The sequence below is a fragment of the Bradyrhizobium glycinis genome, assembly GCF_016031655.1.
In the GTDB taxonomy this organism is placed as follows: Bacteria; Pseudomonadota; Alphaproteobacteria; order Rhizobiales; family Xanthobacteraceae; genus Bradyrhizobium; species Bradyrhizobium glycinis.
In genome coordinates, this window is record NZ_JACCHQ010000015.1 from 116697 (window position 1) to 133332 (window position 16636).

The following is a 16636-nucleotide window of genomic DNA, read 5'->3' on the forward strand; positions in this document are numbered from 1 at the left end:
GTGATGACGGCAAAACCTAGCAGCGCGCCGCCGAGGCGCAAGCTCAGGCGACTGCGCGCCCCCCGAAGAACGGCATCAGCGTGGCCGAAAGGCCATGCACGCGGTTCGATGTAAAAATCATTTCGGCGCCGGACTGCGCGATGCCGCCGATCCGCTGACCGAGCAGGTCGGAGACGCGGCGGGCGATCGCGGGCGCCGGATCGATCCAGTCGACCGGCCAGGGCGCGAGCTTCTTCATCCGATCGAGCAGCAGCGGAAAATGCGTGCAGGCGAGCACCACAGTGTCGGTGCGCGCGCTCGCATCGGAAGCGTCGCCGACGAAGCAAGGAGCAAGCTCGGCGAGGATGGCTTCGTCGCTGATCGGAGCCCCGCTGAGCTCGGCTTCGGCCAGCGAAGCGAGCTCGGGCGAGCCGACCAGCGTCACCTCGCATCCTTGCGCGAAATCGCGGATCAGCGCCTTGGTGTACTCGCGCTTCACCGTGCCCTTGGTGCCGAGCACCGAGACACGGCGGGTCCTGGACTGCGCGCAGGCCGGCTTGATCGCCGGCACCGTGCCGACGAAGGCTACCGAATAGGCGGCACGCAAGTGAGACAGGACCAGGGTGGACGCCGTGTTGCAGGCGATGACGACAAGGTCTGGATGATGGCGGCCGATCAGCTCCCCGATCAGCGGCACGACGCGGGCGATGATCTCGTCCTCGCTGTGGTGGCCATAGGGGAAGAAGGCGTCGTCGGCGACGTAGACGTAATGCGCGTCGGGCCGCGCCGCCACGACCTCGCGGAGCACCGTGAGCCCGCCAAGGCCGGAATCGAACACGAGGATCGTCGGAGAATTGGTCACGTCGCCACCCTAGCCCGGCATGGTTACCATTCGGTTTTTGGGGCGGTTTTGCGGCGGAGGGCTGGGACCGCAGGTCGGAAGGCCGAATTTCCGGCTTGTGCGATGTGCACCATCGGGTCGGCCGCAGCGGCAAGGGGCATACGCTCGTACGTTGACAGCTCACACAAACCGCGGAACAAGACGGCGTTTCGCCGCTAGGCGATCTCGCAGAGAAGGCAACATGCTCACAGTCCACCATCTCGGCAAATCGCAATCCGAACGCATTGTCTGGCTCTGCGAGGAGCTCGAAATTTCTTATGAGATGAAGCGCTACGCGCGCGATGCCACGACCATGCTGGCGCCGGCCGAGTACAAGGCGCTGCATCCAGCCGGCACGGCGCCGGTCATCACCGACGGCGAGCTGGTGCTTGCGGAATCCGGCGCCGTCGTCGACTACATCGTTGCAAAATACGGCAACGGCCGGCTGGTGCTCGGTCCCAATGATCCCGCCTTCGCGCAATTTCTGTATTGGCTTCATTTCGCCAACGGCACCTTGCAGCCCGGCATGGGGCGGATGATGATCCTAAGCCGGCTCGATCTCGCCAGGGACAACCCGACCCTGCTCGCCATGAAGGGACGCCTCGACCGCGCCTACGATCTTCTCGACGCACGGCTTCGCCAGTCCGAATATCTGGCGGGCAGCGCCTTCACCACGGCCGACATTATGACGGTGTTCTCGCTTACGACGATGCGCTATTTCCAGCCCTATGATCTCGCGCGCTGTCAGAACGTGGTCAAATATCTCAGCCGCATCGGCGCCCGTCCGGCATACCGTCGCGCGATGGAGAAGGGCGATCCCGGCATGGCGCTGCTCTTGAGCTGAGCGGGGCGCTCACGCGATCCTGTTCGTGGTGGCCGCGCGCTCCGATGCCAGCTGCTTCTGCAGGCGATCGATGTTCTGCAACAGGCGCTGGCTGGTCAGCACCAGGAAGTAATAGCCGAATTGCGGATCCTGGAAGTAGATCTCGAGCAGCCGGTCATAGGTGATGGTCAGCACGTGACCGTCCTCGATGCACTCGACCGTACCGGTGCGCCGGTTGTCCGGTGTGAGGAAGCCGAGCTCGCCCATCAGCGCTCCGGGCCCAATCTCGACGTTGATTTCCTTGACCAGGAACTTGCCGGTGACGGTGAGGAACATTTCCTGCGCCGGATCGCGCAGCTTGAAGAGGATGTCGCCGCGGCGATATCTGCGTTCGGTCATGAACGGCTTGAGCCATTCGATCGACATGTCGCCTTCGGTCGCATGCCGCGCCTTCTTGACCAGCTTGAGCATCTGCCGCAGGCGCAGCGCATTGATCGGCAGCATCAGCAGATAGAGCAGGAACGTCGCGACGTTGGCGGAGAGCGCGCCGAACAGAGCAAAGAACGCGCAGCCGATCATGTTGGCGACGCGCAGGGGGACCATCGTCCGCATCAAGAGCGTGGCAACGAAGAAGATCGCCCCGACCACGGCGAACAGATTGGCAAGCGTGATGTTGTGGACGACGATCTCCAGGAGCCGGTTGAAGATCGCCTCGTAGGTGACGTTGTCGGGATCGAGGCCCATCTGGACCAGGATTTTAGCGATCCTGAGGTTGTCCGTGGCCGCCTCGAGGATGCGGTCGAGGATCGACGAAACGTCTGCGCTGCCGGACGGCATGGTACTAACCCCACGTAAGGCATTCAGTCCTGGTCGGCACCCGTATAGCCGAAATCAAATGACGACCGCTTGAATGACGCTTCCGGCCATCGTGCCGCAAGAGGCAAATTTTAACCTGATCGGGCGTTTCGGCAATTGCCCGATGGTTGCGCCTCCGGCCCCGCAGGGCCGTGATTCGGGCCAGCCATGCGGGCTTGGGCGTCGCGGACGGGCCGGAGCGACCTTCGTTTACGGCTTGGCGCCGGGTTGCACGACCTGCTGCTCGACGAGGCCAAGGCGCCCCGGCAGCGAGCCGGCGCGGAGCAGCATGGCGATGCTGTTGGCCTCTTCCAGGGAGAAGTTGCCGGAAATCTGGCCGGAGCCGCCGGTGATGGGCTCGCGGATCACGGGAGCGGAGATCACCTTGTCGTCGAGCACGATGGCAAAGGGCTTTCCGACATTCTCTGCCGTGATATGGGCAAAGCGCCGCGTGCCGCGGCCGTTGAAGCGGAACGATGCGATCGGCTCCTTGCTTTCGCCGGTCAATCCCGGGCCGGCATGGCTGATATCGCCGCCCTCGATCGCGTTGTCCTTGGCGACGAGATAAGGGAGCTGGTCCTTGAAGCCGAGCAGGACTTCCGTGCCCGCCGGCGGTCCCGATTGCGCCTGCTCCGCGGACATCGAGAGGTCGATCAGGCGGAAGCCGACCTTGACCTTCCTGGCGAAGATCGCGGTGACTTGCTCGGGCTCCATCACGCCGGGCAGGAAGATGCGGATGCGGTCCATCCCCTCGGGCCGGACGCCGGCGAGCTTGACGCCCGCGTCCTTGAGGCGCTGCTCGATCATGGCGATGGAATCTTCGACGAGATCGCGCAGCCGCGCGGCTGAGGCGGCATCGGTCGGCGCGAGCCTGAGCAGCCCGTCGCCGGCGTCGGTGACGTTGAGCGCGTGTGTGGGCAACCCCTCCGCCGCCGCGGCGAGCTTGCGCGTGAGCTGTTCGCGGCCTTTGGCGTCAGCGATCTTCACGTCGACGCCGCCGTCGCGGATCGCAAGTCCGGAGAACGCGATCCGGCCCTCGCGCACGATCTTGTAGACGTCGTCGCGCAAATCCGTGACGACCGCCTCCCGCAAGGCATCGGTGTCCACCCTGTAGACGATGCGCGATCCGCCCAGCTTCTCCATCTTGTCGGCGATCAAGGCCGCGACCTTGACACGCACCTTGTCGAGCTGGCTATCGGCAAGCGCGACACCGGGCAGGGCGATTGCAGATAACGTCGCGAACGCAGCGATCAGCCGTGTCATCCGGTTCCGCAGGGGCGTCGTCATGATGACCTCGTGTCGGCAGGGCGCTGGCGAGCGCATCCAGTGCCAGTTCTTGGTCCCCGGATCAGGCGCAGAGGTTCAAGCGCCACTGCCCTAGGCGATGGACGAAAGCGAAATCATCCATCATTCTGGTCCGGGTCGGCCGGTCATCGGCCGAGGCCCCTCGCCGAACCAAATCTCAAAAGATACGGGCGGGGACATGCATCTGAGGGAGGACGGAATTTCATGGCGGGCATCCACGCGCTCGATCGGTTGATCGGCAATGACTATCCGGAACTGTTGACGGACGAGGAGGTCCGGGCGTTCGAGCAGGTCCCCTACGCCGACCGCGTCGCAGCGGAGAGCACCTATGACGCCATCAGGCTTGGTGCCGAGCGCAATCCCGACGGGGCGGCGATCCAGTTCCTGCAAAATGCCGATCCCGCTGACGCGCCTTTGGTCGTGACGCACCGCGATTTCATCGCGCGCGTCACGCAGGCCGCCAACATGTTTCACGCGCTCGACGCCGAGAAGGAAGACGTCATCAGCTTCATGTTGCCCTTGGTGCCGGATGCGTTCGTCACGCTGTTCGGCGCCGAAGCCGCCGGCATCGCCAATCCCGTCAATCCGCTGCTCGAGCCGCACCAGATCGCCGAAATCCTGGAAGCCGCGAACACCAAGATCCTGGTGGCGCTCGGGCCGATGCCGGGCACCGACATCTGGCAGAAGGTCGAGCAGATCCGCCCGCAGCTGAAGCATCTCAAAGCCATCGTGCAGGTGTTCGGCGGCGGCGATCCGGCCAATGGCATCTTCGCCTTCAGCGACCTGATCAAGCAACAGCCGTCGGACCGGCTCGTCAGCGGACGCCAGATTCGCGGCAGCGACATCGCCGCTTATTTCCACACCGGCGGCACCACGGGCACGCCGAAGCTGGTTCGGCACACCCATGCCAACCAGGTCTATCAGGCCTGGGCACTCAATCTGCTGCTGAAGGGGAAGCCCGGCGCCAACCTGCTGTTCGGCATGCCGCTGTTTCATGTCGGTGGATCGCTGACACAGGTGCTGACGACGCAGTCGAGCGGGGGCTCGCTGGTCGTGCTGTCGCCGAGCGGCTGGCGCAACCCGAATGCGGTGAAGAACATCTGGCAGCTCGTCGAGCGCTTCAAGCCAGAGGCGCTGTCGAGCGTGCCGACCGTGCTCGCCGCGACGCTCGCGGTGCCGCCGGCGAATGCGGATATATCGAGCCTGAAATATGCCGCCGGCGGCGGCTCGGCGATTCCGGTTGCCGTCGGTTCGGCGATTCAGGAGAAGCTGAAGCTGCCGGTGGTCGAGGTCTACGGCATGACCGAGACCTCGAGCGTGCATACGCTCGCGTATCCGGGCCGGCCGATCCGGCTCGGCTCGGTCGGCCTTCCCATGCCCTATTCGCGGGTGCGCATCGTGCAGCTCGACGCCGACGGCCGCCTGATCCGCGATTGCAAGCCGGACGAGATCGGGGTCGTCATCATGGCCGGGCCCGGCGTGTTCAGCGGCTATCTCAACGACGAGCACAACAAAGGTGCCTTCATCGACGGGGTCTGGGTCAATTCCGGCGATCTCGGCCGGCTCGATGCCGACGGCTATCTGTGGATCACCGGCCGAGCCAAGGATCTCGTGATCCGCGGCGGCCACAACATCGATCCGGCGCCGATCGAGGAGATCATGTTCCGCCATCCCGCCGTCGGCTTCGCCGCGGTGGTCGGCCAGCCCGACGCTTACGCCGGCGAACTACCGGTGGGCTACGTGCAGTTGAAGCCCGGCGCGAAGGTCGAGCCGGGCGAGCTGGAAGCCTGGGTTCGCGAGCGCACGCCCGAGCGCGCCGCCGTTCCGGTGCAGGTCATCCCGATCGATCCGATGCCGGTGACGGGCGTCGGCAAGGTGTTCAAGCCGCAGCTGCGCTGGGACGCGGCCGCGCGCGTGTTCACCAAGGTGCTGGCGCCGCTGGTCGAGCGCGGCATCGATTGCAAGGTGAAGGTCGGTCCGCACGGCAGCCACGGCTCGATCGCGACCGTGACGCTGACGGGCCTGCCGGCAGGGCAGCGCGAAGCGGTGGAGACAGAGGTGCACGCACTGCTCGCCCCGTTCGTGATGCGCCACGAAGTGGTGCACGGATAGGTATGATGGCACGTCGGATCGACCAAGCTCGCGCCGCGCGTGCGGCGCGAGGGTTGACTGCATAGCTATAAGTCGCGATCGAGGAGTTTGTGTGATGGACCTCACATAGAAAAATTTGGCTTTCATCGACGCTCCGAATAGTCTCAGGGAATTGCATCCGGGGGGACGCAATGATTCCGGTTCGGCTGTTTGGTTTATTGATTTTTGCGACCTTGCTGGCCTGCGGATCGGCACACGCCGATCGGCGGGTCGCGCTCGTTATGGGCAATTCCGCCTACAAGAGCGCGCCCAAGCTCACCAATCCCGCGAACGATGCCACGCTGATCGGCGGCATGTTCAAGAAGGCGGGCTTCGATTCCGTCGACGTCAGGCTGGATCTCAGTGCGAGCGAGATGCGGCGCATGTTGCGCGAGTTCGCCGGCAGGTCGCGCGATGCGGACATGGCGGTGATCTACTATGCCGGCCATGGCATCGAGCTCGACGGCAATAACTATCTCATTCCGACTGACGCGACGCTGGAGACGGATGGCGACGTCCTCGACGAAACCATCCCTGTCGAGCGCGCATTATTCGCAGTCGAGCCGGCCAAGCAGCTCCGCCTGATCATCCTCGATGCCTGCCGCGATAACCCCTTTGCGAAGACGATGAAGCGCACGCTGGCCTCGCGAGCGATCGGACGGGGCCTCGCCAAGGTCGAGCCAACCAGCCCGAATACGATGATTGCCTTCGCTGCGAAGGCCGGCTCGACCGCATCCGACGGCGATTCTCGCAACAGTCCGTTTGCTACCGCGCTGGTCGAGCACCTGCCGAAGCCGGGCCTCGATCTGCGCAAGGCGTTCGGCTTCGTGCGCGACGACGTGCTCAAGACGACCGGCTACAAGCAGGAGCCCTATGTCTATGGCTCGCTCGGCGGCGACGACGTGCCGCTCGTGGTGAAGCCGACCGCAACAGGTCCGCAGGCAAACCCGCAGGACGCGGTTCGCAGGGACTACGAGCTCGCGCTCCAGCTTGCGACGCGCGATGCCTGGGAAGCCTTTTTGGCGGCCTATCCGGACGGCTTCTATGCCAACCTCGCCAAGGGACAGTTGAACAAGATCGGCGCCGAAGAGGCGCGCGTGGCTGCCGAGCAAAAGGCCAAGGCGGCCGAGCAGGAAAAGGCAAGGCTTATCGCCGAGCGCGCCCAGAAAGCCGAGCAGGAGAAGGCGGCTGCTGCGGCGAAGGCCGCCGAAGAGGCGCGAATCGCTGCGGAGAAGCAAAAGCAGATCGAACAGGCCAGGGCGGAAGCGGCCGAGCAGCAGCGCAAGGCTGCCGAGGCGGCGGCCGCGAAAGCGCTGGCCGAGAAACAGGCGGCAGAGAAGGCCAAGGCCGAGCTGGCGGCCAAGCAGGCCGCCGAGAAAGCGGAGCAAGGCGCGAAGCCGGCCGCCGATCGGCAGATGCCCGAGGTGGAGAACCAGAAAGTGGCCGCTCTCTCGCCCGGGCCGAAGACGACCTTATCCGCGGCCGAACTCACGAAATCCGTGCAGAGCGAATTGCGCCGAGTCGGCTGTCTGACGTCGGCGGCGGACGGCGAGTGGAGTTCGGCAGCGCAGCGTTCGCTGACGCTGTTCAACAAATATGCCGGCACCCAGTTCGACGTGAAGCTTGCCAGCATCGACGCACTCGACGCGCTGAAGGCCAAGCCGGGACGGGTCTGCCCGCTGGTGTGCAATTTTGGATTCAAGGCCGACGGCGACCAATGCGTGAAGATCACCTGCCGGTCCGGTTATCGTGTCAACGACGATAACGAATGCGAAAAGGTGCAGGAGAAGAAGCCTGTTGCGACGCGCGAGAATTCCAGATCGCGAGACGATGAGCGCAAGGCAAGCGAGTCCGCGCCGTCAAAGCCGCAGGCGACCGGTCAGGTCTTTTGCAACAGTGCAGGGTGCCGACCAGTCCGGCAAGGTTGTCGGCTCGATACGGCGGGCAGCAACAGGACTGCTGGCTTGATGGCCGGCGGCGGCACCAGCATGATCGAGATCTGCCACTGAACTGGTGACGCGCCGCGCTATTCCGCCGGCATCCGCGTCTCGACCAGCCGGGCCCAGAACGACGCGCCGTGACCCAGAATGTTGTCGTTGAAGACGTAGGCTGGGTGGTGGCACTCGTTGCCGTCGCCCATGCCGACTAGCACCATCGCGCCGGGGCGTGCTTCCAGCATGAAGGAGAAGTCCTCGGCACCCATCATCGGAACGAATTTGTCGTTGACGCGATCGGCGCCGACGATGTCGCGCGCGACGTCGGCGGCAAGGCCGGCCTCGCGGGCATGGTTCATCGTCACCGGATACATCCGCGTGTATTTCGTTTCGGCCGAGCCGCCATAGGCGCGGGCGATGCTGTCGGCGACTTCGCCGATGCGGCGTTCGACGAGATCGCGCACTTCGGGGTCGAGCGTGCGAACGGTGCCGGCGAGCTCGGCGACCTCCGGGATGATGTTGAAGGCGGTGCCGGAGTGGAATTGCGTGATCGAGATGACGGCGGACTTCAACGGATCGACGTTGCGCGCCACGATCGATTGCAGCGCGTTGACGATCTGCGAGCCGATCAGCACGCTGTCGACCGACTTATGCGGGCCGGCGCCGGCGTGGCCACCCTTGCCACGGACGGTGATCTGGATGTTGTCGGAGGAGGCGAGCATCGGGCCGGGCGTGGTGGCGAAATGGCCCTCGGGCAGGTTCGGCATGTTGTGCATGCCGTAGACCTCCTGGATGTTCCAGCGCGTCATCAGCCCATCCTCGACCATGGCCTTGCCGCCACCGCCGCCTTCCTCGGCGGGCTGGAAGATCATCACGGCCGTGCCGTCGAAATTGCGCGTCTCGGCGAGATATTTGGCCGCGCCCAGCAGCATCGCGGTGTGGCCGTCATGGCCGCAAGCGTGCATCTTGCCGGGCACCTTTGAGGCATAAGGCACGCCCGACGTCTCCATGATCGGCAGCGCGTCCATGTCGGCGCGCAGGCCAATGGTCTTGCCGGAGGCCGACTTCCGGCCGCGGATCACCCCGACAACGCCGGTGCGGCCGATGCCCGTCACCACCTCGTCGCAGCCGAATTCGCGCAAGCGGTCGGCCACGATACCGGCGGTGCGGTGGACTTCGTAGAGCAGCTCGGGGTTCTCGTGGAAGTCATGGCGCCAGGCGGCCATTTCGTCGGAGAGGGCGGCGACGCGGTTGACGATGGGCATGAGGTGGGTCCGTTTCTTGTGGGGTCTCTTGTCATTCCGGGACGATGCGCAGCATCGGACCCGGAATCCGGAGATTGTAGCGCGAGATTCTCAGGTGCGCGATTGCGCACCCTAGTTCACGCTCCGCATCGCCCCGGAATGACGAGAAAACTCAGCTCTCCCCGAACACGCGCTTGAAGATCGTGTCGACGTGCTTCAGGTGATAGCCGAGGTCGAACTGCTCCTCGATCTCGGCGTCGGTGAGATATGTCTTTACCTCGGCATCCTTCTTCAGCAGCTGAAGGAAGTCGCCTTCGCCGCGCCAGACCGGCATGGCGTTGCGCTGCACGAGCTTGTAGGCGTCCTCGCGGCTGGCGCCCTTCTGGGTCAGCGCCAGCAGCACGCGCTGCGAATGCACGAGGCCGCCGAGGCGGTCGAGGTTCTTCTGCATGTTGGCCGGATAGACCAGCAGCTTGTCGATCAGGCCGGCGAGGCGCACCAGCGCGAAGTCGAGCGTCACGGTGGCGTCCGGGCCCATCATGCGCTCGGCCGAGGAATGCGAGATGTCGCGCTCGTGCCAGAGCACGACGTTCTCCAGCGCGGGGGTCACATAGGCGCGCACCATGCGGGAGAGGCCGGTGAGGTTCTCCGACAGCACCGGATTGCGCTTGTGCGGCATGGCGGAGGAACCCTTCTGCCCCTCCGAGAAGAACTCTTCGGCCTCGAGCACCTCGGTGCGCTGCATGTGGCGGATTTCCACGGCGATGCGCTCGATCGAGGAGGCGATCACGCCGAGGGTCGAGAAATACATGGCGTGGCGGTCGCGCGGGATCACCTGGGTCGAGATCGGCTCGGGGACGAGGCCCATGGCCTTGGCGACGTGCTCTTCGACACGCGGGTCGATCTGCGCGAAGGTGCCGACGGCGCCGGAGATCGCGCAGGTCGCGACTTCCTTGCGTGCCGCGATCAGACGCTCCTTGGCACGGGTGAACTCGGCATAGGCATAAGCGAGCTTGAGGCCGAAGGTCACGGGCTCGGCATGGATGCCATGGCTGCGGCCGATGGTCGGCGTCATCTTGTGCTCGAAGGCGCGCTTCTTCAGCGCAGCCAGCACCTTGTCGAGGTCGGCGAGCAGAAGGTCGGCGGCGCGGGTGAGCTGGACGTTGAGGCAGGTATCGAGCACGTCGGAGGAGGTCATGCCCTGGTGCACGAAGCGCGCCTCGGGGCCGACGATCTCTGCGAGGTGGGTGAGGAAGGCGATGACGTCGTGCTTGGTCTCGCGTTCGATCTCATCGATGCGGGCGACGTCGAAGACGGCGTCCTTGGCCTTGGCCCAGACCGTCCGGGCGGCCTCCTTGGGGATGGTCCCGAGCTCGGCGAGCGCGTCCGCCGCATGCGCCTCGATCTCGAACCAGATCTTGAACCGGGTCTGCGGCTCCCAGATCGAGGCCATTTCCGGGCGGGTGTAGCGGGGGATCATTGGGGGGGCTCCAGAAAGGTGGGCGGGCGACCTCAAGGGGGCGGCGCCGGCCAAAATGCTTTTTACGCCGTGATTTAACAGAGCGGGCAGGGCGAAACAAACGATCTGGGCCGGTCGGAGCGGGGGATCGCCGACCTTTCCACCGGGCCGGCAGGGCGGGGTGGCGGCGCCTGGTCGCAGATATTAACTGTCAATCACGGATCATTGAATGACAGATATTGAAATCTGTCAGCGAGACGTGTATATCCGTTCCTGGACGCCCCAATTGGGTGTCCCGTGACAGCCCCGGGGAGCCTGACATCCGACGAAGGGTCGGATTGGAGGGCGGATTGAAGAACGGGGACCGCGGACGAATGGAGACTTGGACAATGACGACCGAAATCCTCAATTTCACCGGCGTGATTGGGCATTGGCTCAATTTGCTGGTGGCGCGCCAGATCGCGGCGCAGGCTGCAAAACTGCCTCATTAAGGCATAGGCTTTCCGAACGACCGGCGAGGGCGCTTCGGAAGCAGCCCTACTGCCGGGGAACTGAGCCCCGAACGGGAACATGGTGCTGGCATGAATGAAGCCGTTGTCTTGACGCCGGAGCGGATCCTCGAAGTCACCGAGGACGTGCTCAGGCGCTACGGACTTGCCAAGGCCACCGTGGTCGACGTTGCTCGCGCGCTCGATGTGAGCCACGGCAGCGTCTACCGCCATTTCCCCAGCAAGGCCTCGCTGCGCGAGGCCGTTGCCAAGCGCTGGCTGGACCGCATCGATGCCCCGCTGCTGGCGATCGCCAAGGAGCAGGGGCCGGCGCCCGACAGGCTCGACCGCTGGCTGCGCACGCTGTTCGCGGCCAAGCGTTCGCGCGTGCTCGACGACCCCGAGATGTTCGAAACCTATCTGACCCTGGCACGCGAGGCCTGCGCGGCGGTCAAATGCCACAAGGACACCATGATCGACCAGATCGCGGCGATCCTGACCGACGGCGTGAAGCAGGGTGAGTTCGCCGTGGGCGACGTCAAGGCGACGGCGCGCGCGATCTTCGATGCGACCGTCCGCTTCCACCATCCGGCCCATGCCGAGGAATGGAAGGACGCCGATCTCCCCGCGCGCCTCGATGCGACGCTGGCGCTGCTGCTGCGTGGGCTGAAGGCAGCCTGAGGCCCAGAACTCGTTCACCCTGAGTGCTGTCAATCAACCTCGCGTTTTTTGGAGAGCGGCGCCGTCGCGGGGCGAGGGCGCGGATGCCGAATGTCTTCGCGTGTGGAACGCAGAATCGGCCGATGGCACGACCGGCGGACTATCCGGATAGGCGTTGACCGCGATTTCGACGGCGTCCTTCGACCGCCTTCGAAGCCGGTAGAATGTCAGCTCCTGATCGAACATCGGGCAGCGAAAGTGGACGATGGCGGTGTCCGGCAGGCGGCAAAGTTCGTCAATGAGCTCGCCTACTGTGATGATCGGGGGATGGTCGACTGCTTTGGGGTGACCCTTACTCATGACCCTTTACTCCTTCTCTGCCGTACTAACCGGAGCCGGATCGGAACCGTTCCAATTTCGTTCGGCAGATTGAGGGACCTCGAGGGATGAGGCCGTGCGGCAGCTTTGCTGCTAGATCCTCGTCAACCCGCAGGTCGCGGCGAGCCGCACCAGCTGCGCATCGGTGCGCGCGCCGGTCTTCGACTTGATCAGGTAGTGATAGTTCTGCACGGTCTTGACGCTGAGATTGAGGTGCGTCGCGATCTCCTCGGTGGTGGCGCCGCCGGCGAACTGGCGTAAAATCTCGATCTCGCGCTCACCCAGTTGGTCCAGCACCGAGCCGGTCGGTGACAGGCTGTCCTCCGCCAGCACGTGCGCGATGTCGTCGCTCATGGCGCGCTCGCCGCGCGCCACGCTGCGGATGGCATTCACGACCGCGGACGGCTCGCTGCTCTTGGTGACGAAGCCGGAGGCGCCGGCGGCAAAGGCTGACTTCACCAGCACGGCCTCGTTGTGCATGGTGAAAACGAGAATGCGCGCTCGCGGGCTGCGGGCGCGGATGTTGCGGATCGCCTCCAGCCCGCTCGCGCCGGGCATCGAAATGTCGAGCACGACGACGTCGGGGTCATGCGCCTTGAACGCCCCGTAGGCGTCGGCGGCGTTGTCGGCTTCCGCCACGACATGCAGATCGCCCTGACTCTCCAGCACGCGGCGATAGCCTTGCCGGACGATCGGATGGTCGTCGACCAGCAGCACGGAGATGCCTGTTGCCGCAATCTCGCTCATTCCCGCCTCACGCAGCGAGCGGGATGGTCGCGGCAACGCTGAGGCCGCCGCGGGCGGGCAGGATCGACAGCGAGCCGCCGGCCGCCGTGACGCGCTCGCGGATACCGGTAAGGCCGAAGCCGGCCGATTGCGCGACACGCTCCGCATCGCCGCCGCCGTCGTCCTCGACGCGGATCAGCAGCGTATCGTCCTCGCCGGCGCGCCGCTCGACGCGGAGCGAGATCTCGCGCGCTGCACTGTGGCGCAGCGCGTTGGTCAGGCATTCCTGTGCGACGCGATAGGCCGTGGTGGCGGCCGGGCCGCTGATGTCGGTGAGGTCGCCCCTGAGATCGAGCTGGATCGCCGGCCGCGCCGTGCTGTGCGAGCGCCAGCTGTCGACGAGATTGACGAGGCTCGCCTCGAGCCCGAGCTCCTCCGGCAGCGGATTGCGCAGCCGGTTCAGCGCGTCGCGCAGCGAGGCCATCAGATGGTGCGTCGCCTGCGAGATCATGCGCGCGTCCTGCGCGATCCCAAGATTCTTGTTATCCTTGTCCTGCTTCGTGCTCGCCGTCTCGATCGTGTTGGCGAAGGCGAGAATGGCAGACAGATTCTGTCCGAACTCGTCGTGCAGCTCGCGGGCGAGTGCGCGGCGCTCGTCGTCGCGGATCTCGATCAGGCGGCGCGTCAGCGCGGCGCGCTGCTCGGTCGCTTCCTCAAGCCGGCCGCCGAGCTCGCCGACGGCGCTGCCGATCATCGCCAGCTCCATGGAGCGGAAGCGCGGCAGCCTGGTGCGATATTGACCGCGCGCCATGCGCTGAAGCGCAGTGACGATCGCGCGCGCCGGCGCCAGCGCATGCGCGATGGCGAGCGAAGCGAGCAGGGCGATCGCCGCCGCCATCAGCAGCGCGACGTCGACGACGTTGAGGATGTAGTCCCAGGCGAGCGCGATTGCGGCGGCCGCATCGGGCGTCGCAACCACGGTGCCGGCGGCTGCGGCGCGGGGACTGACGGGCCGCACCACTTCGGCGTGGCTGCCGAGGAAGGTCGGCACGATGGCGGCGAACCAGCGCGGCGGCGTCTTGCCCAGCCCCTCGCTCTGGCCGCAGAGCGGCTTCTCGAAGGCCGCGGCCGGCTGGAACTCGACGCAGACGCCGGGCGAGATCAGCTTCATCGTCTCCAGCGTGCGCCAGTCCGGAACCGGCAGGAGATGCTCGCGTGCCCTGCTGCTGCGCAACAACAGCTCGCGCCAATACAGCGCCTGAAGCGCCTGCGCGACCCGCTGCGCCGACGCCGCCGTCGCCCGATCGACGCTGCGATAGGCGTCGAAGGTGGCCCATACGGTCGCGGCTCCCAGGCACAGCGCCACGATCAGAAGCAGGCGGGCTACAAGCTGAAGCACGAGGCGCATGCGATCACCCCCGACGTTTGCTAAGGTCAGCCTAACAACGCCGCCGTGCCTTGCCAATCGCAGGGAACGCCGGGATTGCAGCTCGGGCAAATTTCCCAAGCCGGATTGGGCATGGGTCTTTGGACCTGAAACGGCGGCTTTGATCTAATCGGTGAGGACACGTTGCAGGCCGGTGCTTGCAAGGAGCGGTGCAGCATGAGTTCGATGACGATTGGACCAATCGCGAGCCAGGCTGCCGATCCATCCGAGCGCAGCGCGCTGTTGTTCTGGATGATCTTCACCGGCCTCTCGATCTTCGCCGTCGTGCTGCTGTGGCGTTTCGGCCTGATTCATCTGATGCTGACCTCGGACCGCACCTACATCTCGAGCGTCATCGCGGCGCTTTATGTCGTCACCTGCGGCCACTGCTTCCTGCGGACGCGGGCGATCGCGCGAGAAGGGGCGGCGGGGCGGCGTTGCCGCGCGGTGCTGTCGGCAGCCGGGGGCAGCAAGGCGCTCGATGCGAGCGCCGCGGCGCTGCCGCGCGGCCTGGTGCGCGACCATATCGAAAGCTTGGTGACGAAGGCCGCCGCGCAGGACTATCGCCCGGTCGATCAGACGCTGCTGCTGCGGACGCTCGCCGACCGCCTGCGCGGCTCCAACGGATTCGGGGCCTTCGTCTCCGATACGCTGATGAAGCTCGGTCTGCTCGGCACCATCATCGGCTTCATCATCATGCTGGCGCCGATCGCGGGGCTGGACGCCGCCGACAAGGTCGCGATGCGCTCCTCGATGGGCTTGATGAGCGACGGCATGGCGGTCGCGATGTACACGACGCTGGCCGGCCTCGTCGGCTCGATCCTGGTCCGCATCCAGTACTACATCGCTGGATGCCGCAACCCAGCGGGTGTTCTCGGATGCGGTGGTCCTGACCGAGACCTATGTGACGCCGGTGCTGGAGCGCAAAGGCGCTGGAATTAAAGGCGCCGGAACGCCGTCATGATGGATGATTTCGGTCTCTATCCACGCGAGGAGCCATTCGACCCGCTGGGCGTGATGCTGTTCAAGGCGCTCCAGGTGATCGCCTTCCTGTTCTTCCTGGCGCTGCTCGCGGTTTCCCCAGACGCGAAGGACGGCAAGATCGACTCCAAGGCGGAGTTCATGATCACGCTGGACTGGCCGGACAATCACCCCGACGATCTCGACCTGTTCGTGCAGGATCCCGCCGGCAACATCGCCTGGTATCGCCACCGCGAGGCCGGCTTCCTCACGCTCGACCGCGACGACCGCGGCGGGGCCAACGATTTCATCATCGTCAACGGCAAGAAGATCGCCTCGCCCATCCGCGAGGAAATCGTCACCGTGCGTGGCATCCTCGCCGGCGAGTACACCGTCAACGTCTCGCATTTCGTCGCCACCACGGGCGAGCCTGTGACCGCCAACGTGAAGGTGCAGAAGCTCAATCCGACGGCGCAGGTGATCTTCGACAACAAGTTCACGCTCGACCACACCGGCGACGAGAAGACCGCGGTCCGATTCCGGATCGATGCCGAAGGCAAGGTCGTCAATGTCGATCAGCGGCCGAAATCGCTGCTGGAGACGTTTCGCAGCAGCTGGCGCAACGGCGGCGATCTCGATCCCAGGACCGGCGTGAGCAGGAACGCAACGAGGATACGCCGTGACTAGCCCGCAAACGGTCATCCTGACGCTGTCGGTCGCTTATGCCGTCATCGGCGCGCTGCTGCTGGTCGTTCTGGTCTATGCGCGTCTGCACTGGTCGCTGAAAGCGGTCGCCGTGGTCGTGACCAGCAGCTTCTACATCGTCAGCTTCACCGAAATGCGCGGCCTGCTCGGTTGGGCCAGCACGGATCGGCTGCCGGCCACGTTCAAGCTCCTGAAAGCGCGCATCGTCGAGCCGCATTCGCTTCAAGGCGATCCCGGCTCGATCTATCTCTGGGTCGAGGCGCTGGACGAGGACAATCGCCCGAGCGGCATCCCGCGCGCCTTTCGTGTGCCCTACAATGACCGATTGGCCGACAAGACCCACGCCGCCGAGAACGAGATCGCGGCCGGCCATCCGCAAGGAGGACGCGCGGCGGATTTCGGCGGCGGCGACGGCAGCCTGATCGACATGGTCCGGGAATATGTGACCCCGAAGACCATCCTGGAAACCAGCGGCGGCGATTCCTCGACCGGCGAATTCAATGCCCCGCCCGCCGGCGCGGAAGGCGCGGTGTTCACCCCAATTCCACCGCCCCGAATGCCGCCGAAAGACGAGCAATAGGCCCTTCACCATCACCGCAGAGCAGCGCTGGCAAACGGCCCAATGCTGGCGCATCCTGTTGACCTCCCTCAATTTGGCCTCATCGGCTTCCAATAAGAATTTGA

At 65.2% G+C, this 16636-nt stretch carries 13 protein-coding genes and 1 pseudogene; 7 read left to right on the plus strand and 7 right to left on the minus strand.

Features of this window, described 5'->3' with window-relative positions:
* Positions 1 to 43: 43 nt before the first annotated feature.
* Positions 44 to 841, minus strand: coding sequence for a glutamate racemase (gene murI, locus HZZ16_RS21715; RefSeq protein ID WP_197951502.1), 798 nt, complete (start codon positions 839 to 841; stop codon positions 44 to 46).
* Between the two features lie 220 nt (positions 842 to 1061).
* Here murI and HZZ16_RS21720 point away from each other — a divergent pair, with 220 nt between their 5' ends.
* Positions 1062 to 1703, plus strand: coding sequence for a glutathione S-transferase family protein (locus tag HZZ16_RS21720; protein ID WP_197951504.1), 642 nt, complete (start codon positions 1062 to 1064; stop codon positions 1701 to 1703).
* Positions 1704 to 1712: 9 nt separating this feature from the next.
* Here HZZ16_RS21720 and HZZ16_RS21725 read toward each other — a convergent pair whose 3' ends face one another.
* Both HZZ16_RS21725 and HZZ16_RS21730 read right to left on the minus strand, forming a co-directional pair.
* Complete coding sequence (locus HZZ16_RS21725; protein ID WP_197951506.1) at positions 1713 to 2519, minus strand: Crp/Fnr family transcriptional regulator; 807 nt, start codon at positions 2517 to 2519, stop codon at positions 1713 to 1715.
* A gap of 228 nt (positions 2520 to 2747) precedes the next feature.
* Positions 2748 to 3824, minus strand: coding sequence for a SecDF P1 head subdomain-containing protein (locus tag HZZ16_RS21730; RefSeq protein WP_197951508.1), 1077 nt, complete (start codon positions 3822 to 3824; stop codon positions 2748 to 2750).
* 222 nt (positions 3825 to 4046) lie between these two features.
* Between HZZ16_RS21730 and HZZ16_RS21735 the strand changes: the two genes are divergently transcribed.
* The gene (locus HZZ16_RS21735) at positions 4047 to 5954 is read left to right on the plus strand and encodes an acyl-CoA synthetase (protein WP_197951510.1); all 1908 of its coding nucleotides are present in this window, start codon (positions 4047 to 4049) and stop codon (positions 5952 to 5954) included.
* A 170-nt stretch (positions 5955 to 6124) separates the two neighbouring features.
* Complete coding sequence (locus HZZ16_RS21740; protein ID WP_197951512.1) at positions 6125 to 7981, plus strand: caspase family protein; 1857 nt, start codon at positions 6125 to 6127, stop codon at positions 7979 to 7981.
* Between the two features lie 17 nt (positions 7982 to 7998).
* On the opposite strand, the gene HZZ16_RS21745 is transcribed toward HZZ16_RS21740, so the two are convergent.
* On the minus strand, positions 7999 to 9171 hold the full coding sequence (locus HZZ16_RS21745) for a M20 aminoacylase family protein (protein WP_197951514.1): 1173 nt from the start codon (positions 9169 to 9171) through the stop codon (positions 7999 to 8001).
* A 151-nt stretch (positions 9172 to 9322) separates the two neighbouring features.
* The gene (gene purB, locus HZZ16_RS21750; protein ID WP_197951516.1) at positions 9323 to 10630 is read right to left on the minus strand and encodes an adenylosuccinate lyase; all 1308 of its coding nucleotides are present in this window, start codon (positions 10628 to 10630) and stop codon (positions 9323 to 9325) included.
* 560 nt (positions 10631 to 11190) lie between these two features.
* On the opposite strand from purB, the gene HZZ16_RS21755 reads away from it, so the two are divergent.
* Positions 11191 to 11778, plus strand: a complete 588-nt coding sequence (locus tag HZZ16_RS21755) for a TetR/AcrR family transcriptional regulator (protein WP_197951518.1) — start codon at positions 11191 to 11193, stop codon at positions 11776 to 11778.
* A gap of 450 nt (positions 11779 to 12228) precedes the next feature.
* Here HZZ16_RS21755 and HZZ16_RS21760 read toward each other — a convergent pair whose 3' ends face one another.
* Both HZZ16_RS21760 and HZZ16_RS21765 read right to left on the minus strand, forming a co-directional pair.
* A complete protein-coding gene (locus HZZ16_RS21760) occupies positions 12229 to 12882 on the minus strand; it encodes a response regulator (RefSeq protein ID WP_197951520.1) in 654 nt (217 codons plus the stop codon).
* Positions 12883 to 12889: 7 nt separating this feature from the next.
* On the minus strand, positions 12890 to 14269 hold the full coding sequence (locus tag HZZ16_RS21765) for a sensor histidine kinase (RefSeq protein ID WP_197951522.1): 1380 nt from the start codon (positions 14267 to 14269) through the stop codon (positions 12890 to 12892).
* A 195-nt stretch (positions 14270 to 14464) separates the two neighbouring features.
* Here HZZ16_RS21765 and HZZ16_RS21770 point away from each other — a divergent pair.
* The 3 genes and pseudogenes from HZZ16_RS21770 to HZZ16_RS21780 all read left to right on the plus strand — a co-directional run bounded on the left by HZZ16_RS21770 (position 14465) and on the right by HZZ16_RS21780 (position 16532).
* A pseudogene (locus HZZ16_RS21770) lies at positions 14465 to 15251 on the plus strand (MotA/TolQ/ExbB proton channel family protein).
* Positions 15248 to 15934, plus strand: coding sequence for a DUF2135 domain-containing protein (locus tag HZZ16_RS21775; RefSeq protein ID WP_197951524.1), 687 nt, complete (start codon positions 15248 to 15250; stop codon positions 15932 to 15934). Before HZZ16_RS21770 ends, HZZ16_RS21775 begins: the two are co-directional and overlap by 4 nt.
* On the plus strand, positions 15927 to 16532 hold the full coding sequence (locus tag HZZ16_RS21780; RefSeq protein WP_197951526.1) for a hypothetical protein: 606 nt from the start codon (positions 15927 to 15929) through the stop codon (positions 16530 to 16532). Before HZZ16_RS21775 ends, HZZ16_RS21780 begins: the two co-directional genes overlap by 8 nt.
* The last annotated feature ends 104 nt before the right edge of the window (positions 16533 to 16636 follow it).

What these genes read in the sequence shown, in the direction of transcription:
- HZZ16_RS21720 (WP_197951504.1), top strand. Translation starts at nt 1,062, where the DNA reads ATGCTCACAGTCCACCATCTCGGCAAATCGCAATCCGAACGCATTGTC.
- HZZ16_RS21725 (WP_197951506.1), bottom strand. Translation starts at nt 2,519, where the DNA reads ATGCCGTCCGGCAGCGCAGACGTTTCGTCGATCCTCGACCGCATCCTC.
- HZZ16_RS21730 (WP_197951508.1), bottom strand. Translation starts at nt 3,824, where the DNA reads ATGACGACGCCCCTGCGGAACCGGATGACACGGCTGATCGCTGCGTTC.
- HZZ16_RS21735 (WP_197951510.1), top strand. Translation starts at nt 4,047, where the DNA reads ATGGCGGGCATCCACGCGCTCGATCGGTTGATCGGCAATGACTATCCG.
- HZZ16_RS21740 (WP_197951512.1), top strand. Translation starts at nt 6,125, where the DNA reads ATGATTCCGGTTCGGCTGTTTGGTTTATTGATTTTTGCGACCTTGCTG.
- HZZ16_RS21745 (WP_197951514.1), bottom strand. Translation starts at nt 9,171, where the DNA reads ATGCCCATCGTCAACCGCGTCGCCGCCCTCTCCGACGAAATGGCCGCC.
- purB (WP_197951516.1), bottom strand. Translation starts at nt 10,630, where the DNA reads ATGATCCCCCGCTACACCCGCCCGGAAATGGCCTCGATCTGGGAGCCG.
- HZZ16_RS21755 (WP_197951518.1), top strand. Translation starts at nt 11,191, where the DNA reads ATGAATGAAGCCGTTGTCTTGACGCCGGAGCGGATCCTCGAAGTCACC.
- HZZ16_RS21760 (WP_197951520.1), bottom strand. Translation starts at nt 12,882, where the DNA reads ATGAGCGAGATTGCGGCAACAGGCATCTCCGTGCTGCTGGTCGACGAC.
- HZZ16_RS21765 (WP_197951522.1), bottom strand. Translation starts at nt 14,269, where the DNA reads ATGCGCCTCGTGCTTCAGCTTGTAGCCCGCCTGCTTCTGATCGTGGCG.
- HZZ16_RS21775 (WP_197951524.1), top strand. Translation starts at nt 15,248, where the DNA reads ATGATGGATGATTTCGGTCTCTATCCACGCGAGGAGCCATTCGACCCG.